Below are 19,777 nucleotides of genomic sequence, written 5' to 3' on the forward strand. Positions count from 1 at the left end.
CGGTGGCGGTGGCCGCCCCATCGTTGACGGTCGTGTTCACTCGGCCTCCGCCTCCGGAACTCCAAGCTCGGAGAGGAAGGACTTGGCCCAGTGGCCCACGTCGTGGGTACGCAGGTGACGTTGCATTGTCCGCATCCGGCGGCGTGCCTCGGTTTTCTCCACGTGCACTGCCCGGAGCAGGGCGTCTTTGACCGCGTCCGGGTCGTGCGGGTTGCACAAAAATGCCTGGCGAAGCTCGGTGGCGGCACCGGCGAACTCACTGAGCACGAGCGCGCCACCTTGGTCGGCACGTGATGCTACGTATTCCTTCGCCACCAGGTTCATCCCGTCTCGCAGCGGGGTCACCATCATGACGTCGGCGGCAACATACATCGCGGCCAGTTCACTGCGACTGTACGACTGATGCAGATAATGCACCGCCGGCACGCCGACCCTGCCGAATTCGCCATTAATCCGACCAACCTCGCGCTCCACCTTGACGCGAAGTGCCTGGTAGTGCTCCACGCGCTCACGGCTGGGGGTGGCCACCTGCACCATGACCGCGTCGGGGACTGTCAGCTTTCCGTCAGCCAGCAACTCGCGGAAGGCCTTGAGTCGCAACTCGATGCCCTTGGTGTAATCCAGTCGGTCCACCCCGAGGATGATCGTCTTCGGGTCGCCCAGCTCGGCGCGGATCTGCTTGGCCCGCGCCTGGATGGCCGGGTCGGCGGCCATCCGCTCCATCTCCTGGGTGTCGATCGAGATGGGGAAGGCACCGGCCTTCACCTGCCGACCGTCGACCTGGATCATCTGCCCCTCGTAGCGCAGCCCGAGCAGATGCCGGGCCAGCCGGACGAAGTTCTGCGCGGCCAACCGCTGCTGAAAGCCGACCAGGTCGGCGCCGAGCAGACCGCGCAGGATCTCGGTGCGGAACGGCATCTGCATGAACAGCTCGATCGGCGGGAACGGGATGTGCAGGAAGAACCCGATCCGCAGGTCCGGACGCAGCTCACGCAGCATCGCCGGGACCAGTTGCAGCTGGTAGTCCTGCACCCAGACCGTCGCGCCCTCGGCCGCGACGTCCGCCGCGGCCTCCGCGAAGCGGGCGTTGACCAGGCGGTACGCCTCCCGCCAACGGCGCTTGTAGGCCGGTGTCTCCACCGCGTCGTGGTAGAGCGGCCAGATCGTCGCGTTGGACTGGCCCTCGTAGTAGCGCTCCAGCTCCTCCGCGCTGAGCGGAACCGGGTGCAGCCGGATCCCCTCCAGGTCGAACGGGTCGGGAGCCGGGCCGGTGCCGCCGGCCCAGCCGACCCAGGTGCCCTGGTGCTCGGCGAGTACGGGATGCAGGGCGGTGACCAGCCCACCAGGGCTACGCCGCCACTGCCGTCCCTCGGGTGTGCTCACCTCGTCGACCGGCAGACGGTTCGCCACTACGACAAAGGAGCTACGGACGGTCACGATCGGCCACCTCCAGGTACTGACGGGTCCACCGCGATGAGCGTACTGAGCGTAGCTGCGGCGTCTTGTGCCTAGTGCCGGAGTCTCCTACCCGCCTCGGCCGGACCGAACCCCGAAGGTGATCTTCTCGACAGCCGTGCTGGTCAGAGGTCGATGATCGGCCATTCCTTGGGCAGCACCTCGCCCAGCAGCTCCCGCCGATCCGTCATGATCGGTACGAGAGGGTGGGCTGCGGCGTCGACGGCGAGCTGGGCCAGGTCCATCCGACCCTCCATGCGGCGTGACCAGCCCCCAAGGTAGCCGCAGATGTTCGCCTCGACGGAGGTGACCCGCACGTGCGGCAGTGCGACGAGCAGTTCGAGCATCTCCCACTGAGCGGGTGCGACGCGCTCGTGTGCGTGCGCGAGACACAAGGCGGGCACGAGCACCTCTTGGCCGTAGTCGGCGGCCTCGGCGATTCTTTTGCCGACATTCTTGGTGCCGGAGGCGTAGGACAGCAGTGCAGCAGTGTCCAGCGCCAGGCCGAAGGGGATCACCCGAGCACCGTGGCGCGTGTGACGCGTGCACCGGCGCGTGCCGCCAGCACCTCGGCCTGCAACCGGGCGGCCTGCTCACGCAGCTCCGGAGTGATCCGGGCCCTGAGTTGCTCCATCTCCGCGTGGGCCTCAGCGATGTCCTCATCGGTGATCACGAAGCCCGCGCTGGCGAGCATCTCCCGTGTCTTCTCGCCCGCCATCTGGCGCCGCACCGCCCGCGCCACGAATGCGGAGACGTTCGGCTCCAGCGACAGGCGGTCGGCGACGTCGTCCGGCAGGCTGACAGCGATCTTCTTGGTCATACGAAAACGCTAGCGAGTCATACCGGCCTCGGCAACGCGGCTTGCCGGCGTACTCCTGTGGCGGGGTGATGTGGGCGAAGCGCGCCGTACCTGTCAGGATTGACGATGGCGTGCGCGCGGCCGGCTCCCGGCCGGCGGCGGCGGGCGGTCCTCGCAGCCCGCGCCGCGCCGCCGATCAGCGACAGCAACCGACGGAGGTAGCCCGCACCGTGGCCCAGTACATCTACGTCCTGGAAAAGGCGCGCAAGGCGCACGGCGACAAGGTCGTGCTCGACAACGTGACGTTGAGCTTCCTGCCGGGGGCCAAGATCGGTGTGCTCGGTCCGAACGGCGCCGGTAAGTCCAGCCTTCTCAAGATCATGGCAGGGTTGGACAAGCCGAGCAACGGAGAGGCCCGGCTCATGCCCGGCTACACCGTCGGCATGCTCGCCCAGGAGCCCCCGCTCAACGAGGCCAAGACCGTTCTCGGCAACGTCGAGGAGGCGGTCGCCGAGACCAAGGCCAAGCTGGAGCGGTTCAACAAGATCGCCGAGCAGATGGCGACCGACTACTCCGACGAGCTGATGGAGGAGATGGGCAAGCTCCAGGAGGAGCTCGACCACCTCGACGCCTGGGACATCGACTCCAAGCTCGAACTGGCCATGGACGCCCTGCGCTGCCCGCCGCCGGACGCCGACGTGACCCAGCTCTCCGGTGGTGAGCGGCGCCGGGTCGCGCTCTGCAAGCTGCTGCTGGAGGCGCCCGACCTGCTGCTGCTCGACGAGCCCACCAACCACCTGGACGCGGAGAGCGTCTCCTGGTTGGAGCAGCACCTGGCCAAGTACGCCGGCACCGTCATGGCGATCACCCACGACCGGTACTTCCTCGACAACGTGGCCAACTGGATCCTCGAGCTGGACCGTGGCCGGACCTACCCGTACGAGGGCAACTACTCCACCTACCTGGAGAAGAAGGCCGCCCGACTGGCCGTCGAGGGCCGCCGCGACGCCAAGATGAAGAAGCGCCTCACCGAGGAGCTGGAGTGGGTCCGCTCCAACGCCAAGGCCCGGCAGACCAAGTCGAAGGCCCGCCTGGACCGGTACGACGAGATGGCCACCGAGGCGGAGAAGACCCGCAAGCTCGACTTCGAGGAGATCCAGATCCCGCCGGGCCCGCGCCTGGGCAACACGGTGATCGAGGCGAACAAGCTCAGCAAGGGCTTCGGTGACCGGCTGCTGATCGACAATCTGTCGTTCTCGCTGCCGCGCAACGGCATCGTCGGCATCATCGGCCCGAACGGCGTCGGCAAGACCACCCTGTTCAAGACCATCGTCGGGCTGGAGGAGCCGACCGCCGGGTCGGTCCGGGTCGGCGAGACGGTCTCCCTGTCGTACGTCGACCAGAACCGGGAGGGCCTCAACGGCGACAAGACCGTCTGGGAGGTCGTCTCCGACGGGCTGGACTACCTGATGGTGGGCAAGGTCGAGATGCCGTCGCGGGCGTACATCGCCGCGTTCGGCTTCAAGGGCCCGGACCAGCAGAAGCCGACCAAGGTGCTCTCCGGCGGTGAGCGCAACCGGCTCAACCTGGCGCTGACCCTGAAGATCGGCGGCAACGTGATCCTGCTCGACGAGCCGACCAACGACCTGGACGTGGAGACGCTGTCCAGCCTGGAGAACGCCCTGCTGGAGTTCCCCGGCTGCGCCGTGGTCATCTCCCACGACCGGATGTTCCTGGACCGGGTCGCCACGCACATCCTGGCCTGGGAGGGCGACGACCAGAACCCGTCCAAGTGGTTCTGGTTCGAGGGCAACTTCGAGGCGTACGAGAAGAACAAGATCGACCGCCTCGGCGCGGAGGCCGCCCGGCCGCACCGGGTGACCTACCGCAAGCTGACCCGCGACTGACCGGCGCAGACGGTGTCTGACCGGTTCGTCTACCACTGCACCCTGCGCTGGTCCGACCTGGACGCGTACGGCCACGTCAACAACTCGCGCTTCCTCACCCTCTACGAGGAGGCGCGGGTGGCGTTGATGTTCGCCGGCGGCCGGGCCTGGGGGGTCGGCTCGTTCGCCGACGGGGTGGTGATCCGCCGGCACGAGGTCGACTACCTGCGCCCGGTCGACTACGCGTTGGGTCGGGCCACCGCCGAGGCCGCGCCGACCGTCCGAATCGAGTTGTGGGTGGAGGAGATCCGGGCCTCCCGGTTCACCGTCGCCTACGAGTTGTACGACGGCGACGTGCTGGCCAGCCGTGCCCGCTCGGTGCTGGTGCCGTTCGACCTGACCCGACAGGTGCCCCGGCGGATCACTGCGGAGGAGCGGGACTTCCTGCTCACGTACGCCCCGCAGGGCGGAGGTGTGGTGTGACCCGGCCGGGCACGGCGGAGCCGGGGCGGGCGGCGGTGACTCCGACACACGGCCTCGCCGGGGTGGCGGACGCCGGCGCCTTCCTGGCCCGTCTGGTCCGGCTGGATCCGCTCGCACCGGTCCGGCTGCGGCCGGCCGGTGGCCCGGACCGGGTCGCCCTCTGGGCCCGGCTGCCCTGGCAGGTCCTGGTGGTCCGCACGGTGGCCGGCGGGCCGGCCGAGGACGTCACGGTGACCGCCGCCGAGTTGCTGGCCGAATTGGAACGTGGTGGCGCGGCCCTGCCGACGCGTCGGGACGCGCAGTGGCGGTGGCCGCTGCCCCCGGCGCGGAGCAGGCAGGTGGAGGTGCTGCCCGTCGGCGAGCTGCGCCGGATCGCGCAGGCGGCGGCGGGCACCCTGCGGACGGCCAGTGAGCAGGGGGTCGCGGGCCGCGCGGTGGGCCAGCGTGCTCTGCGCGACGCGCTGCTCGACCACGTGGCGGTGCTGGTCACTCCGGAAGATGCGCCCGCCGTCCCGGTGGAGGTGTCGCAGCGGTTGGTGCAGGCGGTGGTCCGGATGGGCTTCCTCGGTGCCGCTGACGGTCCGTCCGCCGGCCCCGGTGAGCCCAGCGTTCAGGTGCGGGTGGCGGGTCGCTGGGTCGGCCTGGTGGGACCATACGGAGCCGCATGGTCGCAGAAGGCCACGGATCTTGCCGTAACACCCCTGAGTACTCGTCCGAACGGATGACCCCCGGTCATTCTTCTGGACTGGGGCGGTCGTTGGGGGGGTGTCTCAACTCGGCTGTCCGGGTACCGTCCATCCTCGGATCCAACGCACCGTAGGCGGCTGGATCCGCTGGGGAGTGAGGTGCGCGAGCGATGCCGTGGTGGTCATGGCGCCCCGGTCCCGCCGACGGCGGCGATCCGGAAACCCGAAGCGGGATCACGATGGAGAGCGCGGTCCGAATCGGGCCGCCCAGCCCTCGCCAACCGGGCGACGACTGCCCGGCCAACGAGCGGCCCAAACTGACCGAGATGCCCGCCACCGTCGAGCCGGTGAGTCTCCGCCGGGTCTGCGACGCACTCGACCTGCTCGACGTGCGCTATCTGGCCGACGGCGACGGCAACCTGCTGGCCATGTGGGAGCGGCACGCCGTGCTGGTCACCCTCGAAGGGCCGGAGGACGAGATCCTGGTCATGCGGGCACGTCCGCATGCCACGGTGCCGCCGGACTGGGCCGACCGGGCGTACCGGGTGGTGAACGAGTGGAACCACACCCGCCGGTTCTGCAAGGCGTACATCGGCGACCCGACCGAGCGGGGGCAGCTGCCGATCTACGCCGAGCTCCAGGTTCCGCTCGGTGCCGGCACCCACGACGCGCTGTTGGTCGAGATGCTCGACTGCGGCGCGGCGGTGGCCACCAGCTTCGTGGACTGGCTGCACGACGAGGGCGCGCTGCTCTGACGGAGCAGGCGCGCCGGCCAGGTCAGTGGCCGTCGGCCGGGTCGTCCTCGACGTTGACCATGAAGTACGCGGCCCGCTCCAGGTAGTCCCAGAGCGTGACGGCGATCTCCGGCTCCAGGTCGAGCCGGTCCACCGCGCGGCGCATGTTCCGCAACCAGGCGTCCCGCTCGGCCGCGCCGATCCGGAAGGGCGCGTGCCGCATCCGCAACCGCGGGTGGCCGCGCTGTGCGGAGTACGTGTTGGGGCCGCCCCAGTACTGCATCAGGAACAGGGTCATTCGATCCGCGGCCGGCCCCAGGTCTTCCTCCGGGTACATGGGCCGCAGCAGGGGATCGGTGGCGATACCGGCGTAGAACTCGTCGACCAGCCTGCGGAAGGTGGGTTCGCCGCCGACCGCTTCGAAGAGGGTCATCGACGCACCGGGACGGTCGGATTCACCTGCGGGGTTCACCGTTCCATCCTGCCAGGTGCGCTCCGAGCCGACCCGACCCGCACGGCGTGCGTCCGATCACGCCGGGTCGACGGACCCGGATGCCCGGGACTGCCGATCCGGCCGGCTGACGTCGGCCCGGCGAATCAGGTGACCGCGTGGCGGCGGTGTCCGTCGTCGGAACGCGGCTCGGGAGCGCCGGCCGTGCCACCCTTGCCGGGGCGCCCCGTACTGTGCGGTGCTTCGGTGTTGGCCGCCGACGCCTCGGCGATCGCGTCGTCCACGGTCTGCCGGTCCGGCCACCTCAGCGTGGCCACCGCCATGAGCACGACGCCGGCCGCACTCCAGAGCCCGACCACCACCGGGATGGGGAACCGATCGGCGAGCAGCCCGGTGACCAGCACCGCGAAACCTTGGATGACCTGCACGCCGGTGGCCATCACACCGAAGGCACGGGCGCGGAAGCCATTGGGCAGTGCCTGGACGAACAGCCCGTTGGCCATCGGCAGCATGCCGGCGACCGCGAAGCCGCAGAGGGCGGCCAGCAACGCCACCACCAGCGGTGGCGGGTTCAACAACGCCGGCACCAGCGCCAGCGGGGCGAAGACCGCGAGCGGCCGCATCAGCTTCATCCGGCGTGTCGGCCCGAAGAGCCGGCTCACCAGCAACCCGCCGAGGATGAAACCGACCGGGTTGGCCACCATGATCACCGCTTGGGCCGCACCCGTGCTCAGGCCACCCTTGGCGCCCTCGTTGGCCCAGGCCGCGGCGAGGCCCTCGGGAACGATCGAGAAGAGCATGGCGCTGAACACCAGCACCGCGATCGACCGCAGCACCGGAGTGCCGAACACGATGGTGAAACCCTGGCGGGTCTCCCGCAGCAGATGGGTGCGGTGTGCGGGGGCCATGGACGCCGGCCGGTCCCGTACGCCCAGGCGCACCAGCAGCGCCGACAGGGCGAACGTCGCCGCGTTGAACAGCAACGCGACCTCCGGGTCGATCGAGGCGACGGCGGCGCCGAACACGTACCCGACGACCTGGGCGGCCTGCCCGATGCTGCTGTTGAGGGACAACCCGAGCACCAGCCGGTCACCGCTGAGCATCTGCGGCATCAGGGCGGACTTCGCCGCCTGGCTCGGCGGATTGGCCAACGTCGCCGCGAAGATCAGCGCCAGCACCACCTGGTAGGGCAGGGCGGGGATGGCGATGAGCAGCATCAACGCCATCCGGATGAGGTCACACGTCACCATCACCCGTCGGTATGGGTACCGCTCCGCGAGCGCGGCGAGCACGGGACCACCGAGCAACCAGGGCAGGAAACTGACGGCGAAGGCGGTCGCGGAGAGCGCGACGGACCGGGTCTGCTGGTAGACCAGCAGGGTGACCGCCGCCTTCGCGACGTAGTCACCGACCCAGGAGAGCGCGCCAGCAACGAAGACGGCCCGGAACTCGTGCTGGGCGAACACCTCGCGAAATGTGGCGGGGCCTTCCGCGGAAGGTCGCTCGTCGGGCACCGTCGCCTCCATCGGCCCCGGTTGGCCGCTCGTGGCAGCCCGGCCGGAAGCACTCGTCAGATCTGCGGATCAGCGAGGATGTGATCACACTCGGGCGGGAACGCGTGCCCCGGATTCTGCCCGATCGTCTGACAACTAGCTAGGGCGAATGGATCGATCGTCGCTTCCCCGACTGAACGAACGGACGATACCTGAGGGGCCAGGCGGCTCGCGACCCCTGCATCGGCGGCCAGTGCCGCCTGGGTCAGGTAGCGCCGCCCTGACCGGTCTCGTTGTCCGACAGCGGCCGGGGTGGCAGGCCGGGAAAGATGCGGGCGGCGGCGATCTGCGCGGTGATCCCCGAGTTCTCCAGCGCCTCCGCGAGCCGCCGACGCAGCTCCCGGCCCACCGCGAACTGCCCGTCCGCCGTCGTCTTCACCACCGTCCGGATCACCGCCCCGTCGACAGTCACCTGCTCGACACCCAGCACCTCCGGCGCCTCGACGATCTCCGGCGAGAGCTCCGGGTCCACCGCGACGGAGGCGGCGGCGGTCCGCAGGACGGCGGTGGCCTCCTCGGTGCTGTTGAACCCGATCGGCAGGTCCACCACCACCAGGGCCCAGCCCTGGCTCTTGTTGCCCACCCGGATGATCTCCCCGTTGCGGATGTACCAGAGCACCCCGCGACTGTCGCGGACGGTGGTGACGCGCAGACCGACCGCCTCGACCACGCCCATCGCCTCACCCAGGTCGACGTTGTCGCCCACGCCGTACTGGTCCTCGATCAGCATGAAGAGGCCGGCGATCAGATCCTTGACCAGGCTCTGCGCGCCGAAGCCCAGTGCCACGCCGGCGATCCCCGCGCTGGCCAGCAACGGAGCCAGGTCGAAGCTGAACTCGCGCAGGATCATCAACAGGGCGATGCCGAAGACGAACGCGGTGGTCAGACTGCGCAGCACGGATCCGATCGCCTCGGCCCGCTGCCGTCGCCGTTCGGGCACGAACTCGGCGGGGTCGACCGCCGCGCTGGGCACCCGTTCGCGCAGGGGGCGCAGCATCGTCGGCACCGCGCCGTCGGTGGTCGTCCGGACCAGCCGGTTGATCGTCCGGTGCACCGCCCAGCGGGCCACCATCGCCAGCGCCAGGATCAGCAGCACCCGTAGCGGCTTGAGCAGGATCCAGTAACTGCCCTCGGCGAACCAGGCCGACCTGGTGATGCTGTAGATCCACTCACAGGAGGTGCTGCCCTGGCAGCTCACCGATTCGGCGGTGGACAGGGCAAGGGGCGTCACGCTGGCGGCACTCACCCTGTCTTCGTACCGCAAGGGGCCGGAGGGTCCGCCGCCGACCCACCGGCCGGGTGACCTGTCGGCGCGGCACGGCGGCAGCTGTCGCGAACGCCGGGTTTCCGCCAGGTGGTGAGTGGTCGGTGACGGCCGCGCGTGGGTGCGGTGCCACGGAGGTTCGCCACGGTCGCGACCAGTGCCCGGCAACGCCGGACTTCTCCCAGGTCGGCACGGCGATCGGGTTCAACGCGGATGATCCTCATACCTCATGCGGGATTAGTACGTGCAATCCGGGGTCCGATCAGGGACTATTGGCGCAACGGACGTCGGTGATCGGCCCGACGTCGACCGGTTGGGCCGTCGTGTCCTGTCCCGGTCGGCGGCGGTTTCCAGCAGCCGCTGAACCGGGAGGGTGATCGCGATGCCTGACATACGACCCACGGTGGGCTCCGGCGCGTTGGTCCTCAACGCCACCTACGAGCCGCTGTGTGTCGTGTCGGTGCGCCGCGCCGCGATCCTCGTCCTCTCCGCCAAGGCGGTCTGCGTCGCCGACGGCGACGGCATCCTGCACAGCGCCCGCGACGCGCTGCCGGTGCCGTCGGTGGTCCGGTTGACGCGCTTCGTCCGAGTGCCCTACCGAACACACGTCGGGCTGTCGCGACGTGCGATCTTCGCCCGGGACGGGTGGCGGTGCGCCTACTGCCGAGGTCCGGCCGAGACCATCGACCACGTCTTCCCGCGCAGCCGGGGTGGCCGGCACGCCTGGGAGAACGTGGTCGCCGCGTGCGCCCGTTGCAACCACACCAAGGGCGACAAGACCCCGGCCGAGATGGGGTGGCGGTTACCCGCGTCGCCGGCCGCGCCGAAGGGCACCGCCTGGCGGGTCCTCGGGCACCGCGCCCCCGACCCCCGCTGGGCCGACTGGCTCGACCTGCGCGAGCCCGAAGCCGCCGCCTGATCCCTCGTCGCGGCCCGGATCGAAGCGAATACCCACCGGTTCACTCCGGCTGGTCGGCTGTCCGGCGTGCCGCGCGCTCGTGCCGCTCTGTCGCGCGGGCGTGCGCGATGGCGAGCAGCCGGTCGATCTCGGGCAGCATCTGCGGGCCGGGCATGACGACGCTGCCGAAGGCGTACAGGGCATAGCACGGGTGCGGCAGGAGGGTGTCCAGCCGGGCGAAGTCGAATGCGTCCCGATGGTCCTCGAACGCCTTGGGCGGAAAGCCGAACAGCCGCTCGAACTCGGCTCGGCCCAGGTCCAGGTTGAGGCGGAAGACCCCGGGTCGGTCCAGCTGGGAGGCCTCGTCGAAGCCGGGCACGTCGTGCTCGACGATGGTGGCGAACGGCTGACGTCGATCATGGCCGACGTGGAAGAACCGGTCGCCCCAGGCGCCCTCCGGCGAGCCGTTCTCCTCGCTCGCCACCACCTGCTCGACGCCGGGGAGCGCGAGGATGCGAGCGGCGAGCACAGTCGGGTCGACGCCGGTCGGGATGTGCAGAACGGCGTCGGCGTTCTCGACGGTGGCCTGATCCAGTGGGAAGTACCGGTAGTCGTGCTCCCGCCGTTCCGCTGGGCCGATGTCGGAGGCTCGGACATAGCCGGGGCGGCTGACCGTCTGTTGGAGTCTGCCCTCGTAGGTCGACGCGGCGGGTGCCGCGATGTCGAGCGCGGGGCTCACGCCGAGGCTGCCGACGATCACCGTGTACCGGTCACCCAGCAGCGACGCGACGATCGCCCCGGCACCCGCCCACGACATCTCCGTTCCGCCCATCGTCATCGTGCTCCCGTGACGCTGGAGGTGCGTGTTGTGCGCGAAGGCCAGCGTCGGCCCACGGTCTGCCTCGGCCGCCCGGATCGCGAGCAGGTTCTCGGCCATCAGCGCGTCCCGCACCCCGGCCAGGCGGGCGAAGCGCTCCTCCGGCGGCAGTAGCGCGGCAGCGGCGGCGTGGTAGCGCAGCAGGGCGACAGCGGACGTGGCGTGGACGAACGCCGCCTGCCAGCCCTCGGCTCGCCGGGGCGCCTGGAGGTACAGCTCGGTCAGCAGGTCGTCGGCGATCACCCGCAGGCGCTGGGCGCCTGTCGAGCGCCCGACCGACCTGCCCGGCTCCCAGATGGCGGCGGTGTCGCTCCACCGCGCCTCGTCCCCGACCAGGGCATCGATCTCCGTTTCCCGGTCGATGCCGAGGAAGTGGCACACCCGGGTTAGGTGGCGCCGCGGACTCGGGGCGCCCTCGATCTCCAGCGGGGCGTCGAAGCCGTGGAACCTCAGGCGCTCGCGGTCCGGCCGCCCGGCGTTCCACTCGCGCATGCGCAGCAGCAGGTCACGGTTGGCCGGGGCGCTGCCGAACCCGTGGCTGAAACCCTCGGTGAGCGCGCGGTCGAGCGGCACGGCCGCGCCCTGGACGAACTCGTCCGCGACCAGTCCCGCCGCCCGGTCGCTCTCCAGCGCGATCGACCGGTAGCCATGCTCCGCCAGCGTCAGGAAGGCCTCGTTGCGGAGTTGAAGGAAGGCGGACTCGCCGTGCGTCGGTTCGCCGAGCGCCAGCAGGGACGGTGACCCGACGAGCAGGTCGAGAAGGGTGGTCATTGCATCAACCGTATCGTTGAACCACCCGTGTAAGCTTTTCAGCGAAGGAGCGCGGTGGAGGCTGCCAAACCCTCAAACGGCAGGATGTACCGGCCGGTCGACTTGGCGCGTCGGCACGGACTCTCCGCGCAGGCGGTCCGCAACTACGAGCGGGAGGGTGTCCTGCCGCCCGCCGAACGCACCCCGAGCGGCTACCGTCGGTTCACCGAGGTGCACGCCAGGGCGTTGAGCGCCTACCTGGCGCTGATCGTGGGCCACGGCCATGCGGCGAGCGGCGACATCATGCGCGCCGTCAACCGGGGCGAGATCGACACGGCTCTGCGCGCGATCGACCAGAGTCATGGCCTGCTGCACCGCGACCGGGAGACCCTGGACGCGGTCGAGACGGCGGTCGTGACGCTCGTCGGGGCAGAGCCCCCTCCGCAGGGTCGAGCTGCCGTACCGATCAGCGTGGTGGCACACCGGCTCGGTCTGCGACCCGCGACCCTGCGCAAGTGGGAGCTGGCCGGCGTTCTGCGCCCGCAGCGCGACCCCGGAACCCGGCACCGCGTCTACGCGCCCGACGACGTCCGGGACGCGGAACTCGCCCACCTGCTCCGCAGGGGCGGCTACCGGCTCGACCACATCGCCACCGTGCTGCGTCGGGTACGCGACGCCGGCGGCGCCGAGGCACTCGCCGGATCGCTGAGCCAGTGGCGGACACGGCTCACCGAGCGCGGTCAGGCCATGCTCACCGGGGCCGGACGGCTCGCCGAGTACCTCGACGGCAGGCCTCAGCCATTGCGTGCCTTGACCAGCGACGCGAAGACCACCACGTTGTCCGAGTAGCCGGTCTCACCGCCCACCCACTGACCGCCGCAGGTGATCAGCCGCAGGCTCGGGCGGCTGAAGTCGCCGTACACCTCGTCCACCGGCAGCTGCCCCTTGTCGAACCGTTCCACCGAGTCCACCTCGAAGACCGCCACGCTCCGGTCGGTGCGGGTGACCTCGATCTGGTCACCGGAGCGCAGCTCGCGGAGTTGGTGGAAGACCGCCGGCCCGCTGGTGGTGTCGACGTGTCCGACGATCACCGCCGGGCCGTACTGCCCAGGGGTGGGCCCCTGGTCGTACCAGCCGGCCTCCTGGGCGCGGGTCGCGTCCGGCACGGCGATGGTGCCGTCCGGGGCGATGCCCACGTCGTGCACCGGCGCCCGCAGGTCGATCTTCTCGATGGCGAGGCTGGTCGGACGGCTCGACGACAGCACCGGGAACTTCTTCGGCGGCTGGCGCAGGCCGGCGCTGATCCGGTCCGGCAACAGATGCATGCCGGTCACCCGCTCGACCCCGAGCATCGCCACGATCAGCACCATCAGCGTGGCGACGGCCAGCACCGGCAGTCCCGGGCTCGTACCGAAGCGGCGTCGGGTCGACGGCGACGGTGTCCCGGCCGGACGCCTCGGTAGCGGCTGGGCGGCCGGATCGGTGGTGGTGACGCTGGCCAACCCGGCCTGCCCGGCGACCTGGCGCAACCGGCGGGAGGCACGGGCCACCAGCCGGCCGGACGCGCGCAGCGCCGGCCCGGCCCGGAGGCGGGCGCGGCGGTCCGGCCGCGCACGCGCGGATCTGCGGGTCATGGGTCGTCCGGCTCAGGAGCCGGCTCCGGTCCGACGCCGACCGCCGGCCATGCCGAGCGCGACGGCGGTGCCCACCAGTGCCACGCCGCCGAGCACCAGCAGCGAGCCGGTGCCGCGACCGCCGGCTGTCCCGCCGCCACCGGTCGCCGGCCCCTTGCTGGGCGAGGCCATGTTCAGCACGGTCAGCGTGGTCGAGGCCGTCTGCCCGTTCTCGCAGCGCAGCTCGACTGGGTAGTCACCGGCCTGCTTGTCCCGCGGGATGGAGGCCTGCGCGGTCAGGAAGCCCTTGTCCGGCCTGAGCGTGACCGACCCGAACGCGTCGGAGTGGACGCTGGACTGCCGGCTGTTGTTGTCGTTGTCGCAGTTCGCCCGGACGGAGACCCGATTGCCGGCCTGGGCGCTGTTCGGTGTCACCTCGACGAAGGTGTTCTCGCCGGCACGTGCGGGGGCAGCCGACATCAGGACGAACGCCCCGATCAGCCCCACCAGTGTCAGTACTGACGAGAGCGCGCGGTGGACAGTGCGGATTCCCTGCATGATTACCCCCCAACCGGCGACGACCGCCGGAACCCTCCCCTGGGCACGCGCGCTGCTTTCCCGCTGGCGCGGGGGCAAACCCGCAGGCGGGCAGGGGGTGGGGTGGGGTCAGCGCTGGCGCGGGGTGGCCGGGGCCGAGGGGAGCGGGGTGATCGGCTGCCAGCCCAGCGGGGAGGAGAGGACCATCGTGCTCGACGGCTGGCCGTACGGGGCGAGCCGGTCGATCACCTTCTCGAACGCGCCGATCGACCCGGCGGCCACCTTCAGCACGCTGCACGCGTCCCCGGTGATCCGGTGGATCTCCAGGATCTCCGGCCAGCCCGCGACCGACGAGTCGTGCAGGATGCACCGCGCGCCGTAGCAGGACATCCGGATCAGGGCGACCACAGTGCGACCGGCCCGGCTCAGGTCGACGTGGGCGTGGTAGCCGGTGATGACGCCGGACTCCTCCAGCCGGCGGACCCGCTCCGCGACCGACGGTGGCGACAGGTGCACCCGCCGGGACAGCTCGCTGAAGGAGAGCCGCGCGTCGGCCTGCAACTCGCGCAGCAGCGCCCAGTCCATGTCGTCCACGCTCAGACCTTACTTTCGTGAACCGACTTCGCCTAGTTGCCTTTGGTTCGCCAGGAGATGACGGCGAGAGCCGTTGATTCGGCATTCCACAGGCCGTTCCGACCGCGGGATCATGACGTCGGCCAGTCCGGGGGAGGGAGACGAGATGGTGGATCAGACGGAGCGGCGGGCGCCGAACCGCCGCGCCACGGTGCGACCGGTGACCCCGGGGCAGCGGGCCGCCCAGGCGGAGCGCACCGGTGGTGAGCCGACGCTGGAGTTCGCTGACATGGTGCCGTACGACGCGTACGTGCAGGCCAGCGCCCTGCACCAGATGCAGCACCCGCTCAGCAACGACCCGGGCGAGATGTCCTTCCTCATGGTCAGTCAGATCATGGAGCTGTACTTCGGGTTGACCTGCCACGAGCTGCGGGAGACCCAACGGTTGATCCGTGCCGACCAGATCTGGGAGTCGTTGGCCCCGTTGCGGCGGGCCAAGCTGCACCTGGAGGGGCTCAACGCCGCCTGGCAGGGCCTGCGCTGGATGAGCCCGGCCGACTTCAACAGGTTCCGCAACCTGCTCGGCGAGGCCTCCGGCTTCCAGTCGGCCATGTACCGGCAGTTGGAGTTCCTCCTCGGGCTGCGCGACCCGACGCTGATCCGACCGTTCCGCCGGCAGACCGAGGTGTACGCCGCGTTGACCACCGCGCTGGCCGCCCCGAGCCTGTGGGACGACGTGGTCGCGCTGCTCGCCCGCCGTGGCTTCGACCTCCCCGCCGACCTGCTGGAGCGGGACGTGACCGTCGAACACGATCCCCAGCCGTCGGTCGAGGCGGCCTGGGTGCGGATCTACGACGACGCCGCCCCGGACAACCACCTGCGGATGCTCGGCGAGGCGCTGAGCGCGGTGGCCGAGGAGTTCGGCGACTGGCGCTGGAACCACGTCAAGGCGGTGCAGCGGACGATGGGTGCGAAGGTCGGCAGCGGAGGCTCCGCCGGCCTGGCATGGCTGCAACGCAGCATGGCCCGGGTGGTCTTCCCGGAGCTGTGGTCGGCCCGTACCGCGATGTGACCGGAGAGCGAGACATGCACACCCCTGCACAAGAAGCACACCGCCTGGACGAGGCCGACCCGGGCCACCGGCACCTGTTCCACGTGCCGCCCGCCGACGGCGGCGACCACAGCGAGGCGGCCTACCTCGCCGGCAACTCGCTCGGCCTGCAACCCCGGGCCACCCGCGACGAACTCCTCGCCGACCTGGACGCCTGGGGGCGGCTCGGTGTCGAGGGGCACGTGGAGGCGGAGCGCGCCTGGTTGCCGTACCACGAGCTGTTGACAGCGCCGGCCGCGCGACTGGTCGGCGGCCGGCCCGCGGAGACGGTGGTGATGAACTCGCTCACCGTCAACCTGCACCTGCTGATGGTCAGCTTCTACCGCCCGGCCGGCGCGCGCACCCGCATCGTCATCGAGGACAGCGCCTTCCCCTCGGACAGTTACGCCGTGCGCAGCCAGGCGCGGTTCCACGGCCTGGACCCGGACGACACAGTGGTCCGGCTGCGCCCGCGCGACGGCGAGACGTCGCTGCGCACCGAGGACGTGACCGACTACCTGGCCGCCGAGGGCGACCGGGTGGCACTGGTGCTGCTCGGCGGGGTCAACTACCTCACCGGTGAGCTGCTGGACATCCCGGCGATCACGGCGGCCGGGCGGGCCGCCGGCGCGGTGGTCGGGTGGGACCTGGCCCACGCGGTCGGGAACGTGCCGTTGGCCCTGCACGACTGGGACGTCGACTTCGCCGCCTGGTGCTCCTACAAGTACCTGAACTCCGGCCCGGGCGCCCTGGCCGGTGTCTTCGTGCACGAGCGGCACCTCGGCGATCCGGACCTGCCCCGCTTCGAGGGTTGGTGGAGCACCGCTGCGGCCACCCGGTTCGAGATGACGCCGGTCTCCCGGCCACCGGCCACTGTGGAGGCCTGGCAGATCTCCAACCCGCCGATCTTCGCGATGGGCCCGGTGCGTACCTCGCTGGAGCTGTTCGACACCGTCGGCATGCCGGCGCTGCGGGCCCGCAGCCTGCGGCTCACCGGCTGGTTGGAGTCGCTGCTCGACGAGGTCGTCGTCGACCGGCCGCTGCGCGTGGTCACCCCGCGCGACCCGGCCCGGCGTGGCTGCCAACTCTCGGTGCGCATCGGCGCCGGCAGCGCCGCCGAGCTGACCAAACGCCTGCGGTACGAGCACGGCGTCATCGCCGACGCCCGCGAACCGGACATCGTCCGGTTCGCCCCGGTACCGCTCTACTCCACGTACCTCGACTGCTGGCGGGCGGCTGCCGCGTTGGCGGCGACGGTCGGGCAGGAGTTCTCATGACCGCGCGACGCGACGAGGTCGCGATCATCGGTGCTGGGTTGGCCGGCTCTCTGGCCGCCTGCTTCCTGGCCCGACGGGGCTATCCGGTGGCCCTCTACGAGCGCCGCTCCGACCCACGCGGCGGCGCTGCCGAGCGCGGGCGCTCGATCAACCTGGCGCTCTCCGAGCGCGGCCTGGACGCGTTGCGCCGGATCGGGCTCGCCGAGCAGGTCATGACCGACGCGCTGCCGATGCGCGGCCGGATGATCCACCCGGTCGAGGGGGAGCAGCAGTTCCAGTCGTACAGCGCGGCCGGCGACCGGGCGATCAACTCGATCAGCCGGGGCGCGTTGAACAACGCCCTGCTGGACGAGGCCGCCGCGCTGCCCGGCGTGCGGGTCGTCTTCGACCATCGGCTCGTCGGGCTCGACCCGACCGACGGCTCGCTGAGCTTCGACACCCCGCAGGGCACCGTCGCGGCCAAGGCGTCGGTGGTGCTGGGCGCCGACGGGGCCGGCTCCGCGGTGCGGGGGCAGTTGCTCGCGTACGGGTTGCTGGACGAGCGCGTGGACTTCCTCGACTACGGCTACAAGGAGTTGACGATCCCGCCGCTGGGCGGCGACTTCGCGCTGGATCCCGACGCCCTGCACATCTGGCCGCGGGGCACCTCGATGATGATCGCGCTGCCCAACCCGGACCGCTCCTTCACCTGCACGCTGTTCTGGCCCAACGACGGCGTCGGCAGCTTCGCCTCGCTGACCGGCCCGGCGGAGATCGAACGGCACTTCGCCGAGCACTACCCGGACGTCGTCCCGCTGGCCCCGAACCTGGTCGACGACTACCAGCAGAACCCGGTGGGCGTCCTCGGCACGGTCCGCTGCACGCCCTGGCAGGTCAACGGGACCGTTGGTCTGCTCGGAGACGCGGCGCACGCGATCGTGCCCTTCTACGGTCAGGGCGCCAACTGCGCGTTCGAGGACGTGGTCGAGCTGGACCGCTGCCTGGACGAGTGCGCCGACGACTGGGCGGCGGCGCTGCCGCTGTTCCAGCGACGCCGGCAGGAGAACGCCGAGGCCATCGCGACGATGGCGCTGACCAACTTCGTGGAGATGCGGGACAAGGTCGCCTCGCCGGTCTTCCAGGCCCGGCGGCGGGTGGAGCACGCGTTGGAACGGGCCCTGCCCGGCCGGTACGTTTCGCAGTACGAACTGGTGTCGTTCTCCACCACCCCGTACGCCCAGGTGCGCCGCCGGGTGCGCCGACAGCACCGGGTGCTGGGCGCTGTCGTCGGCGGAGCCGCGGTGCTGTTGGTCGGCGCGATCGGCGCGGCACTGAGTCGAGGGAGGCGAGCATGACCGGCAACTGGGATCCGCGACTGATGACCGGCCACGGGCACGGTGACCCGCAGCGGCTGCGCAACTTCGTCGCCGGTGAGTTCGTCGACGGGGGGCCGACGTTCGCGAAGGCCAGCCCGGTGACCGGCGAGCAGGTCTTCGAGGTGGTCGAGGCGTCGAGGTCCACCGTCGACGACGCGGTGGCCGCCGCCCGGGCGGCGCTGCGCGGGCCGTGGGGCCGGATGGGCGAACGGGAACGCGCCGAGGTGCTGCGCCGGGTCGCCGACGAGCTGGAGCGCCGCTTCGACGACCTGGTCATCGCCGAGGTCGCCGACACCGGCAAGTCCATCTCGCAGGCCCGCACGCTGGACATCCCCCGTGGTGCGGCGAACTTCCGGGCGTTCGCGGAGATCGTGGCGACCGCGCCCACCGAGTCGTTCACGACTGTCACCCCGACCGGCGGCCGGGCGCTCAACTACGCGCTGCGCAAGCCGGTCGGCGTGGTCGCCGTCATCGTGCCGTGGAACCTGCCGCTGCTGCTGCTCACCTGGAAGGTCGCGCCCGCGTTGGCGTGCGGCAACGCCGTGGTGGTCAAGCCCAGCGAGGAGACGCCCGCCTCGGCGACGGTGCTCGCCGAGGTGATGGCCGCCGCCGGTGTGCCCGAGGGCGTGTTCAACCTGGTGCACGGCTTCGGACCGGACTCGGCCGGGGAGTTCCTCACCCGCCACCCGGGCGTGGACGCGATCACCTTCACCGGCGAGTCGGCCACCGGCGGCGCGATCATGCGGGCCGCCTCCGACGGGGTGAAGGCGGTCAGCTTCGAGTTGGGCGGCAAGAACGCCGGCCTGGTGTTCGCCGACGCCGACCTGGACGCCGCGGTGGCCGGCTCGGTGCGGTCCAGCTTCACCAATGGCGGGCAGGTGTGCCTCTGCACCGAGCGCATCTACGTGCAGCGCCCGGTCTTCGAGGAGTTCACCGCCCGACTGGCGAAGCGGGCCGGCGAGCTGGCGTACGGCTGGCCGACCGACGAGGCGACCGCCACCATGCCGCTGATCTCCCACCAGCACCGGGCGAAGGTGCTCGGCGCGTACGACCTGGCCCGGGCCGAGGGCGCCGAGGTGCTGGCCGGCGGCGGCTCGCCCACCTTCGGCGACGCGCGGGACGGCGGGTCGTACGTGCAGCCGACGGTGCTCACCGGGCTCGGCCCGGACGCCCGCACCAACCGCGAGGAGATCTTCGGCCCGGTGGTGCACGTCGCGCCGTTCGACACCGAGGACGAGGCGTACGCCCTCGCGAACGGCACCGAGTACGGCCTCGCGGCGACCGTGTGGACCCGGGACGTGGGTGTCGCGCACCGGGCCGGTGCCCGGCTGGACGCCGGCATCGTCTGGGTCAACACCTGGTTCCTGCGTGACCTGCGGACCCCGTTCGGCGGGGTGAAGGCGTCCGGCATCGGTCGGGAGGGCGGCGTGCACTCGCTGAACTTCTACTCCGAACTCACGAACGTCTGCGTGGACCTGTCGTGAGCCGTAGCGAGG

Annotated in this window: 20 protein-coding genes; 10 read left to right on the forward strand and 10 right to left on the reverse strand. The window is 71.0% G+C overall.

The features are described 5' to 3' along the window. Positions 1-36 precede the first annotated feature (36 nt). The 3 genes from GA0070612_RS12115 to GA0070612_RS12125 all read right to left on the reverse strand — a co-directional run bounded on the left by GA0070612_RS12115 (position 37) and on the right by GA0070612_RS12125 (position 2,275). On the reverse strand, positions 37-1,437 hold the full coding sequence (locus GA0070612_RS12115) for an alpha,alpha-trehalose-phosphate synthase (UDP-forming) (protein WP_088987997.1): 1,401 nt from the start codon (positions 1,435-1,437) through the stop codon (positions 37-39). A 143-nt stretch (positions 1,438-1,580) separates the two neighbouring features. Further along, a complete protein-coding gene (locus GA0070612_RS12120; protein ID WP_088987998.1) occupies positions 1,581-1,973 on the reverse strand; it encodes a hypothetical protein in 393 nt (130 codons plus the stop codon). Continuing rightward, positions 1,970-2,275, reverse strand: a complete 306-nt coding sequence (locus tag GA0070612_RS12125) for a hypothetical protein (protein WP_088987999.1) — start codon at positions 2,273-2,275, stop codon at positions 1,970-1,972. The genes GA0070612_RS12120 and GA0070612_RS12125 overlap by 4 nt, the downstream gene beginning before the upstream one ends. 209 nt (positions 2,276-2,484) lie before the next feature. Here GA0070612_RS12125 and ettA point away from each other — a divergent pair, with 209 nt between their 5' ends. The 4 genes from ettA (at position 2,485) to GA0070612_RS12145 (ending at position 6,064) form a co-directional block, all read left to right on the forward strand. Continuing rightward, complete coding sequence (gene ettA / locus GA0070612_RS12130; protein WP_088991436.1) at positions 2,485-4,161, forward strand: energy-dependent translational throttle protein EttA; 1,677 nt, start codon at positions 2,485-2,487, stop codon at positions 4,159-4,161. A gap of 12 nt (positions 4,162-4,173) precedes the next feature. After that, a complete protein-coding gene (locus tag GA0070612_RS12135; RefSeq protein ID WP_088988000.1) occupies positions 4,174-4,623 on the forward strand; it encodes an acyl-CoA thioesterase in 450 nt (149 codons plus the stop codon). Further along, complete coding sequence (locus tag GA0070612_RS12140; protein WP_197699358.1) at positions 4,620-5,348, forward strand: hypothetical protein; 729 nt, start codon at positions 4,620-4,622, stop codon at positions 5,346-5,348. The genes GA0070612_RS12135 and GA0070612_RS12140 overlap by 4 nt, the downstream gene beginning before the upstream one ends. Positions 5,349-5,479: 131 nt before the next feature. Further along, positions 5,480-6,064 (forward strand): type III secretion system chaperone family protein, encoded by a 585-nt coding sequence (locus tag GA0070612_RS12145; RefSeq protein ID WP_088988001.1) that lies wholly within the window; start codon positions 5,480-5,482, stop codon positions 6,062-6,064. Positions 6,065-6,086: 22 nt separating this feature from the next. On the opposite strand, the gene GA0070612_RS12150 is transcribed toward GA0070612_RS12145, so the two are convergent. The 3 genes from GA0070612_RS12150 to GA0070612_RS12160 form a co-directional block, all read right to left on the reverse strand. Beyond that, positions 6,087-6,476, reverse strand: coding sequence for a globin (locus GA0070612_RS12150; protein ID WP_088991438.1), 390 nt, complete (start codon positions 6,474-6,476; stop codon positions 6,087-6,089). A 164-nt stretch (positions 6,477-6,640) separates the two neighbouring features. Next, positions 6,641-8,020 (reverse strand): MFS transporter, encoded by a 1,380-nt coding sequence (locus GA0070612_RS12155; protein ID WP_088988002.1) that lies wholly within the window; start codon positions 8,018-8,020, stop codon positions 6,641-6,643. 232 nt (positions 8,021-8,252) lie between these two features. Next, entirely contained in the window at positions 8,253-9,311 is a 1,059-nt protein-coding gene (locus GA0070612_RS12160; RefSeq protein WP_088988003.1) for a mechanosensitive ion channel family protein, read from the reverse strand. 382 nt (positions 9,312-9,693) lie between these two features. Between GA0070612_RS12160 and GA0070612_RS12165 the strand changes: the two genes are divergently transcribed. Further along, the gene (locus tag GA0070612_RS12165; protein WP_088991439.1) at positions 9,694-10,230 is read left to right on the forward strand and encodes an HNH endonuclease; all 537 of its coding nucleotides are present in this window, start codon (positions 9,694-9,696) and stop codon (positions 10,228-10,230) included. A gap of 40 nt (positions 10,231-10,270) precedes the next feature. Here GA0070612_RS12165 and GA0070612_RS12170 read toward each other — a convergent pair whose 3' ends face one another. After that, positions 10,271-11,857: a DUF6194 family protein gene (locus GA0070612_RS12170; protein WP_088988004.1), complete on the reverse strand. Its 1,587-nt coding sequence runs from the start codon at positions 11,855-11,857 to the stop codon at positions 10,271-10,273. An 84-nt stretch (positions 11,858-11,941) separates the two neighbouring features. On the opposite strand from GA0070612_RS12170, the gene GA0070612_RS12175 reads away from it, so the two are divergent. Continuing rightward, positions 11,942-12,685 (forward strand): MerR family transcriptional regulator, encoded by a 744-nt coding sequence (locus GA0070612_RS12175; RefSeq protein ID WP_088988005.1) that lies wholly within the window; start codon positions 11,942-11,944, stop codon positions 12,683-12,685. Here GA0070612_RS12175 and GA0070612_RS12180 read toward each other — a convergent pair. From GA0070612_RS12180 to GA0070612_RS12190, 3 genes are all read right to left on the reverse strand, one after another. Next, a complete protein-coding gene (locus tag GA0070612_RS12180) occupies positions 12,631-13,407 on the reverse strand; it encodes a class F sortase (protein ID WP_231924624.1) in 777 nt (258 codons plus the stop codon). The two genes, GA0070612_RS12175 and GA0070612_RS12180, sit on opposite strands and share 55 nt — an antisense overlap. Positions 13,408-13,482: 75 nt before the next feature. Beyond that, positions 13,483-14,007, reverse strand: coding sequence for a hypothetical protein (locus GA0070612_RS12185; RefSeq protein WP_197699359.1), 525 nt, complete (start codon positions 14,005-14,007; stop codon positions 13,483-13,485). Positions 14,008-14,115: 108 nt separating this feature from the next. Beyond that, complete coding sequence (locus tag GA0070612_RS12190; protein WP_088988007.1) at positions 14,116-14,580, reverse strand: Lrp/AsnC family transcriptional regulator; 465 nt, start codon at positions 14,578-14,580, stop codon at positions 14,116-14,118. 148 nt (positions 14,581-14,728) lie between these two features. Here GA0070612_RS12190 and GA0070612_RS12195 point away from each other — a divergent pair, with 148 nt between their 5' ends. Genes GA0070612_RS12195 through GA0070612_RS12210 form a run of 4 tightly spaced genes read left to right on the forward strand, consistent with a single transcriptional unit; the run spans position 14,729 to position 19,765 of the window. Further along, a complete protein-coding gene (locus tag GA0070612_RS12195) occupies positions 14,729-15,631 on the forward strand; it encodes a tryptophan 2,3-dioxygenase (RefSeq protein WP_088991441.1) in 903 nt (300 codons plus the stop codon). 14 nt (positions 15,632-15,645) lie between these two features. Beyond that, the gene (kynU, locus tag GA0070612_RS12200) at positions 15,646-16,926 is read left to right on the forward strand and encodes a kynureninase (RefSeq protein WP_088991442.1); all 1,281 of its coding nucleotides are present in this window, start codon (positions 15,646-15,648) and stop codon (positions 16,924-16,926) included. Beyond that, positions 16,923-18,260: an FAD-dependent oxidoreductase gene (locus tag GA0070612_RS12205; RefSeq protein WP_088988008.1), complete on the forward strand. Its 1,338-nt coding sequence runs from the start codon at positions 16,923-16,925 to the stop codon at positions 18,258-18,260. Before kynU ends, GA0070612_RS12205 begins: the two co-directional genes overlap by 4 nt. Continuing rightward, positions 18,257-19,765 carry a 2-hydroxymuconic semialdehyde dehydrogenase gene (locus tag GA0070612_RS12210; protein ID WP_088988009.1) on the forward strand — a complete coding sequence of 503 codons (1,509 nt, stop codon included), beginning with the start codon at positions 18,257-18,259 and terminating at the stop codon, positions 19,763-19,765. The genes GA0070612_RS12205 and GA0070612_RS12210 overlap by 4 nt, the downstream gene beginning before the upstream one ends. The last annotated feature ends 12 nt before the right edge of the window (positions 19,766-19,777 follow it).

The organism is Micromonospora chokoriensis, assembly GCF_900091505.1.
In the GTDB taxonomy this organism is placed as follows: Bacteria; Actinomycetota; Actinomycetes; order Mycobacteriales; family Micromonosporaceae; genus Micromonospora; species Micromonospora chokoriensis.

Coding starts and splice junctions, on each gene's coding strand:
- GA0070612_RS12125 (WP_088987999.1), bottom strand. CDS start 2,275: ATGACCAAGAAGATCGCTGTCAGCCTGCCGGACGACGTCGCCGACCGC.
- GA0070612_RS12145 (WP_088988001.1), top strand. CDS start 5,480: ATGCCGTGGTGGTCATGGCGCCCCGGTCCCGCCGACGGCGGCGATCCG.
- GA0070612_RS12150 (WP_088991438.1), bottom strand. CDS start 6,476: ATGACCCTCTTCGAAGCGGTCGGCGGCGAACCCACCTTCCGCAGGCTG.
- GA0070612_RS12155 (WP_088988002.1), bottom strand. CDS start 8,020: ATGGAGGCGACGGTGCCCGACGAGCGACCTTCCGCGGAAGGCCCCGCC.
- GA0070612_RS12165 (WP_088991439.1), top strand. CDS start 9,694: ATGCCTGACATACGACCCACGGTGGGCTCCGGCGCGTTGGTCCTCAAC.
- GA0070612_RS12170 (WP_088988004.1), bottom strand. CDS start 11,857: ATGACCACCCTTCTCGACCTGCTCGTCGGGTCACCGTCCCTGCTGGCG.
- GA0070612_RS12175 (WP_088988005.1), top strand. CDS start 11,942: ATGTACCGGCCGGTCGACTTGGCGCGTCGGCACGGACTCTCCGCGCAG.
- GA0070612_RS12185 (WP_197699359.1), bottom strand. CDS start 14,007: ATGCAGGGAATCCGCACTGTCCACCGCGCGCTCTCGTCAGTACTGACA.
- kynU (WP_088991442.1), top strand. CDS start 15,646: ATGCACACCCCTGCACAAGAAGCACACCGCCTGGACGAGGCCGACCCG.
- GA0070612_RS12205 (WP_088988008.1), top strand. CDS start 16,923: ATGACCGCGCGACGCGACGAGGTCGCGATCATCGGTGCTGGGTTGGCC.
- GA0070612_RS12210 (WP_088988009.1), top strand. CDS start 18,257: ATGACCGGCAACTGGGATCCGCGACTGATGACCGGCCACGGGCACGGT.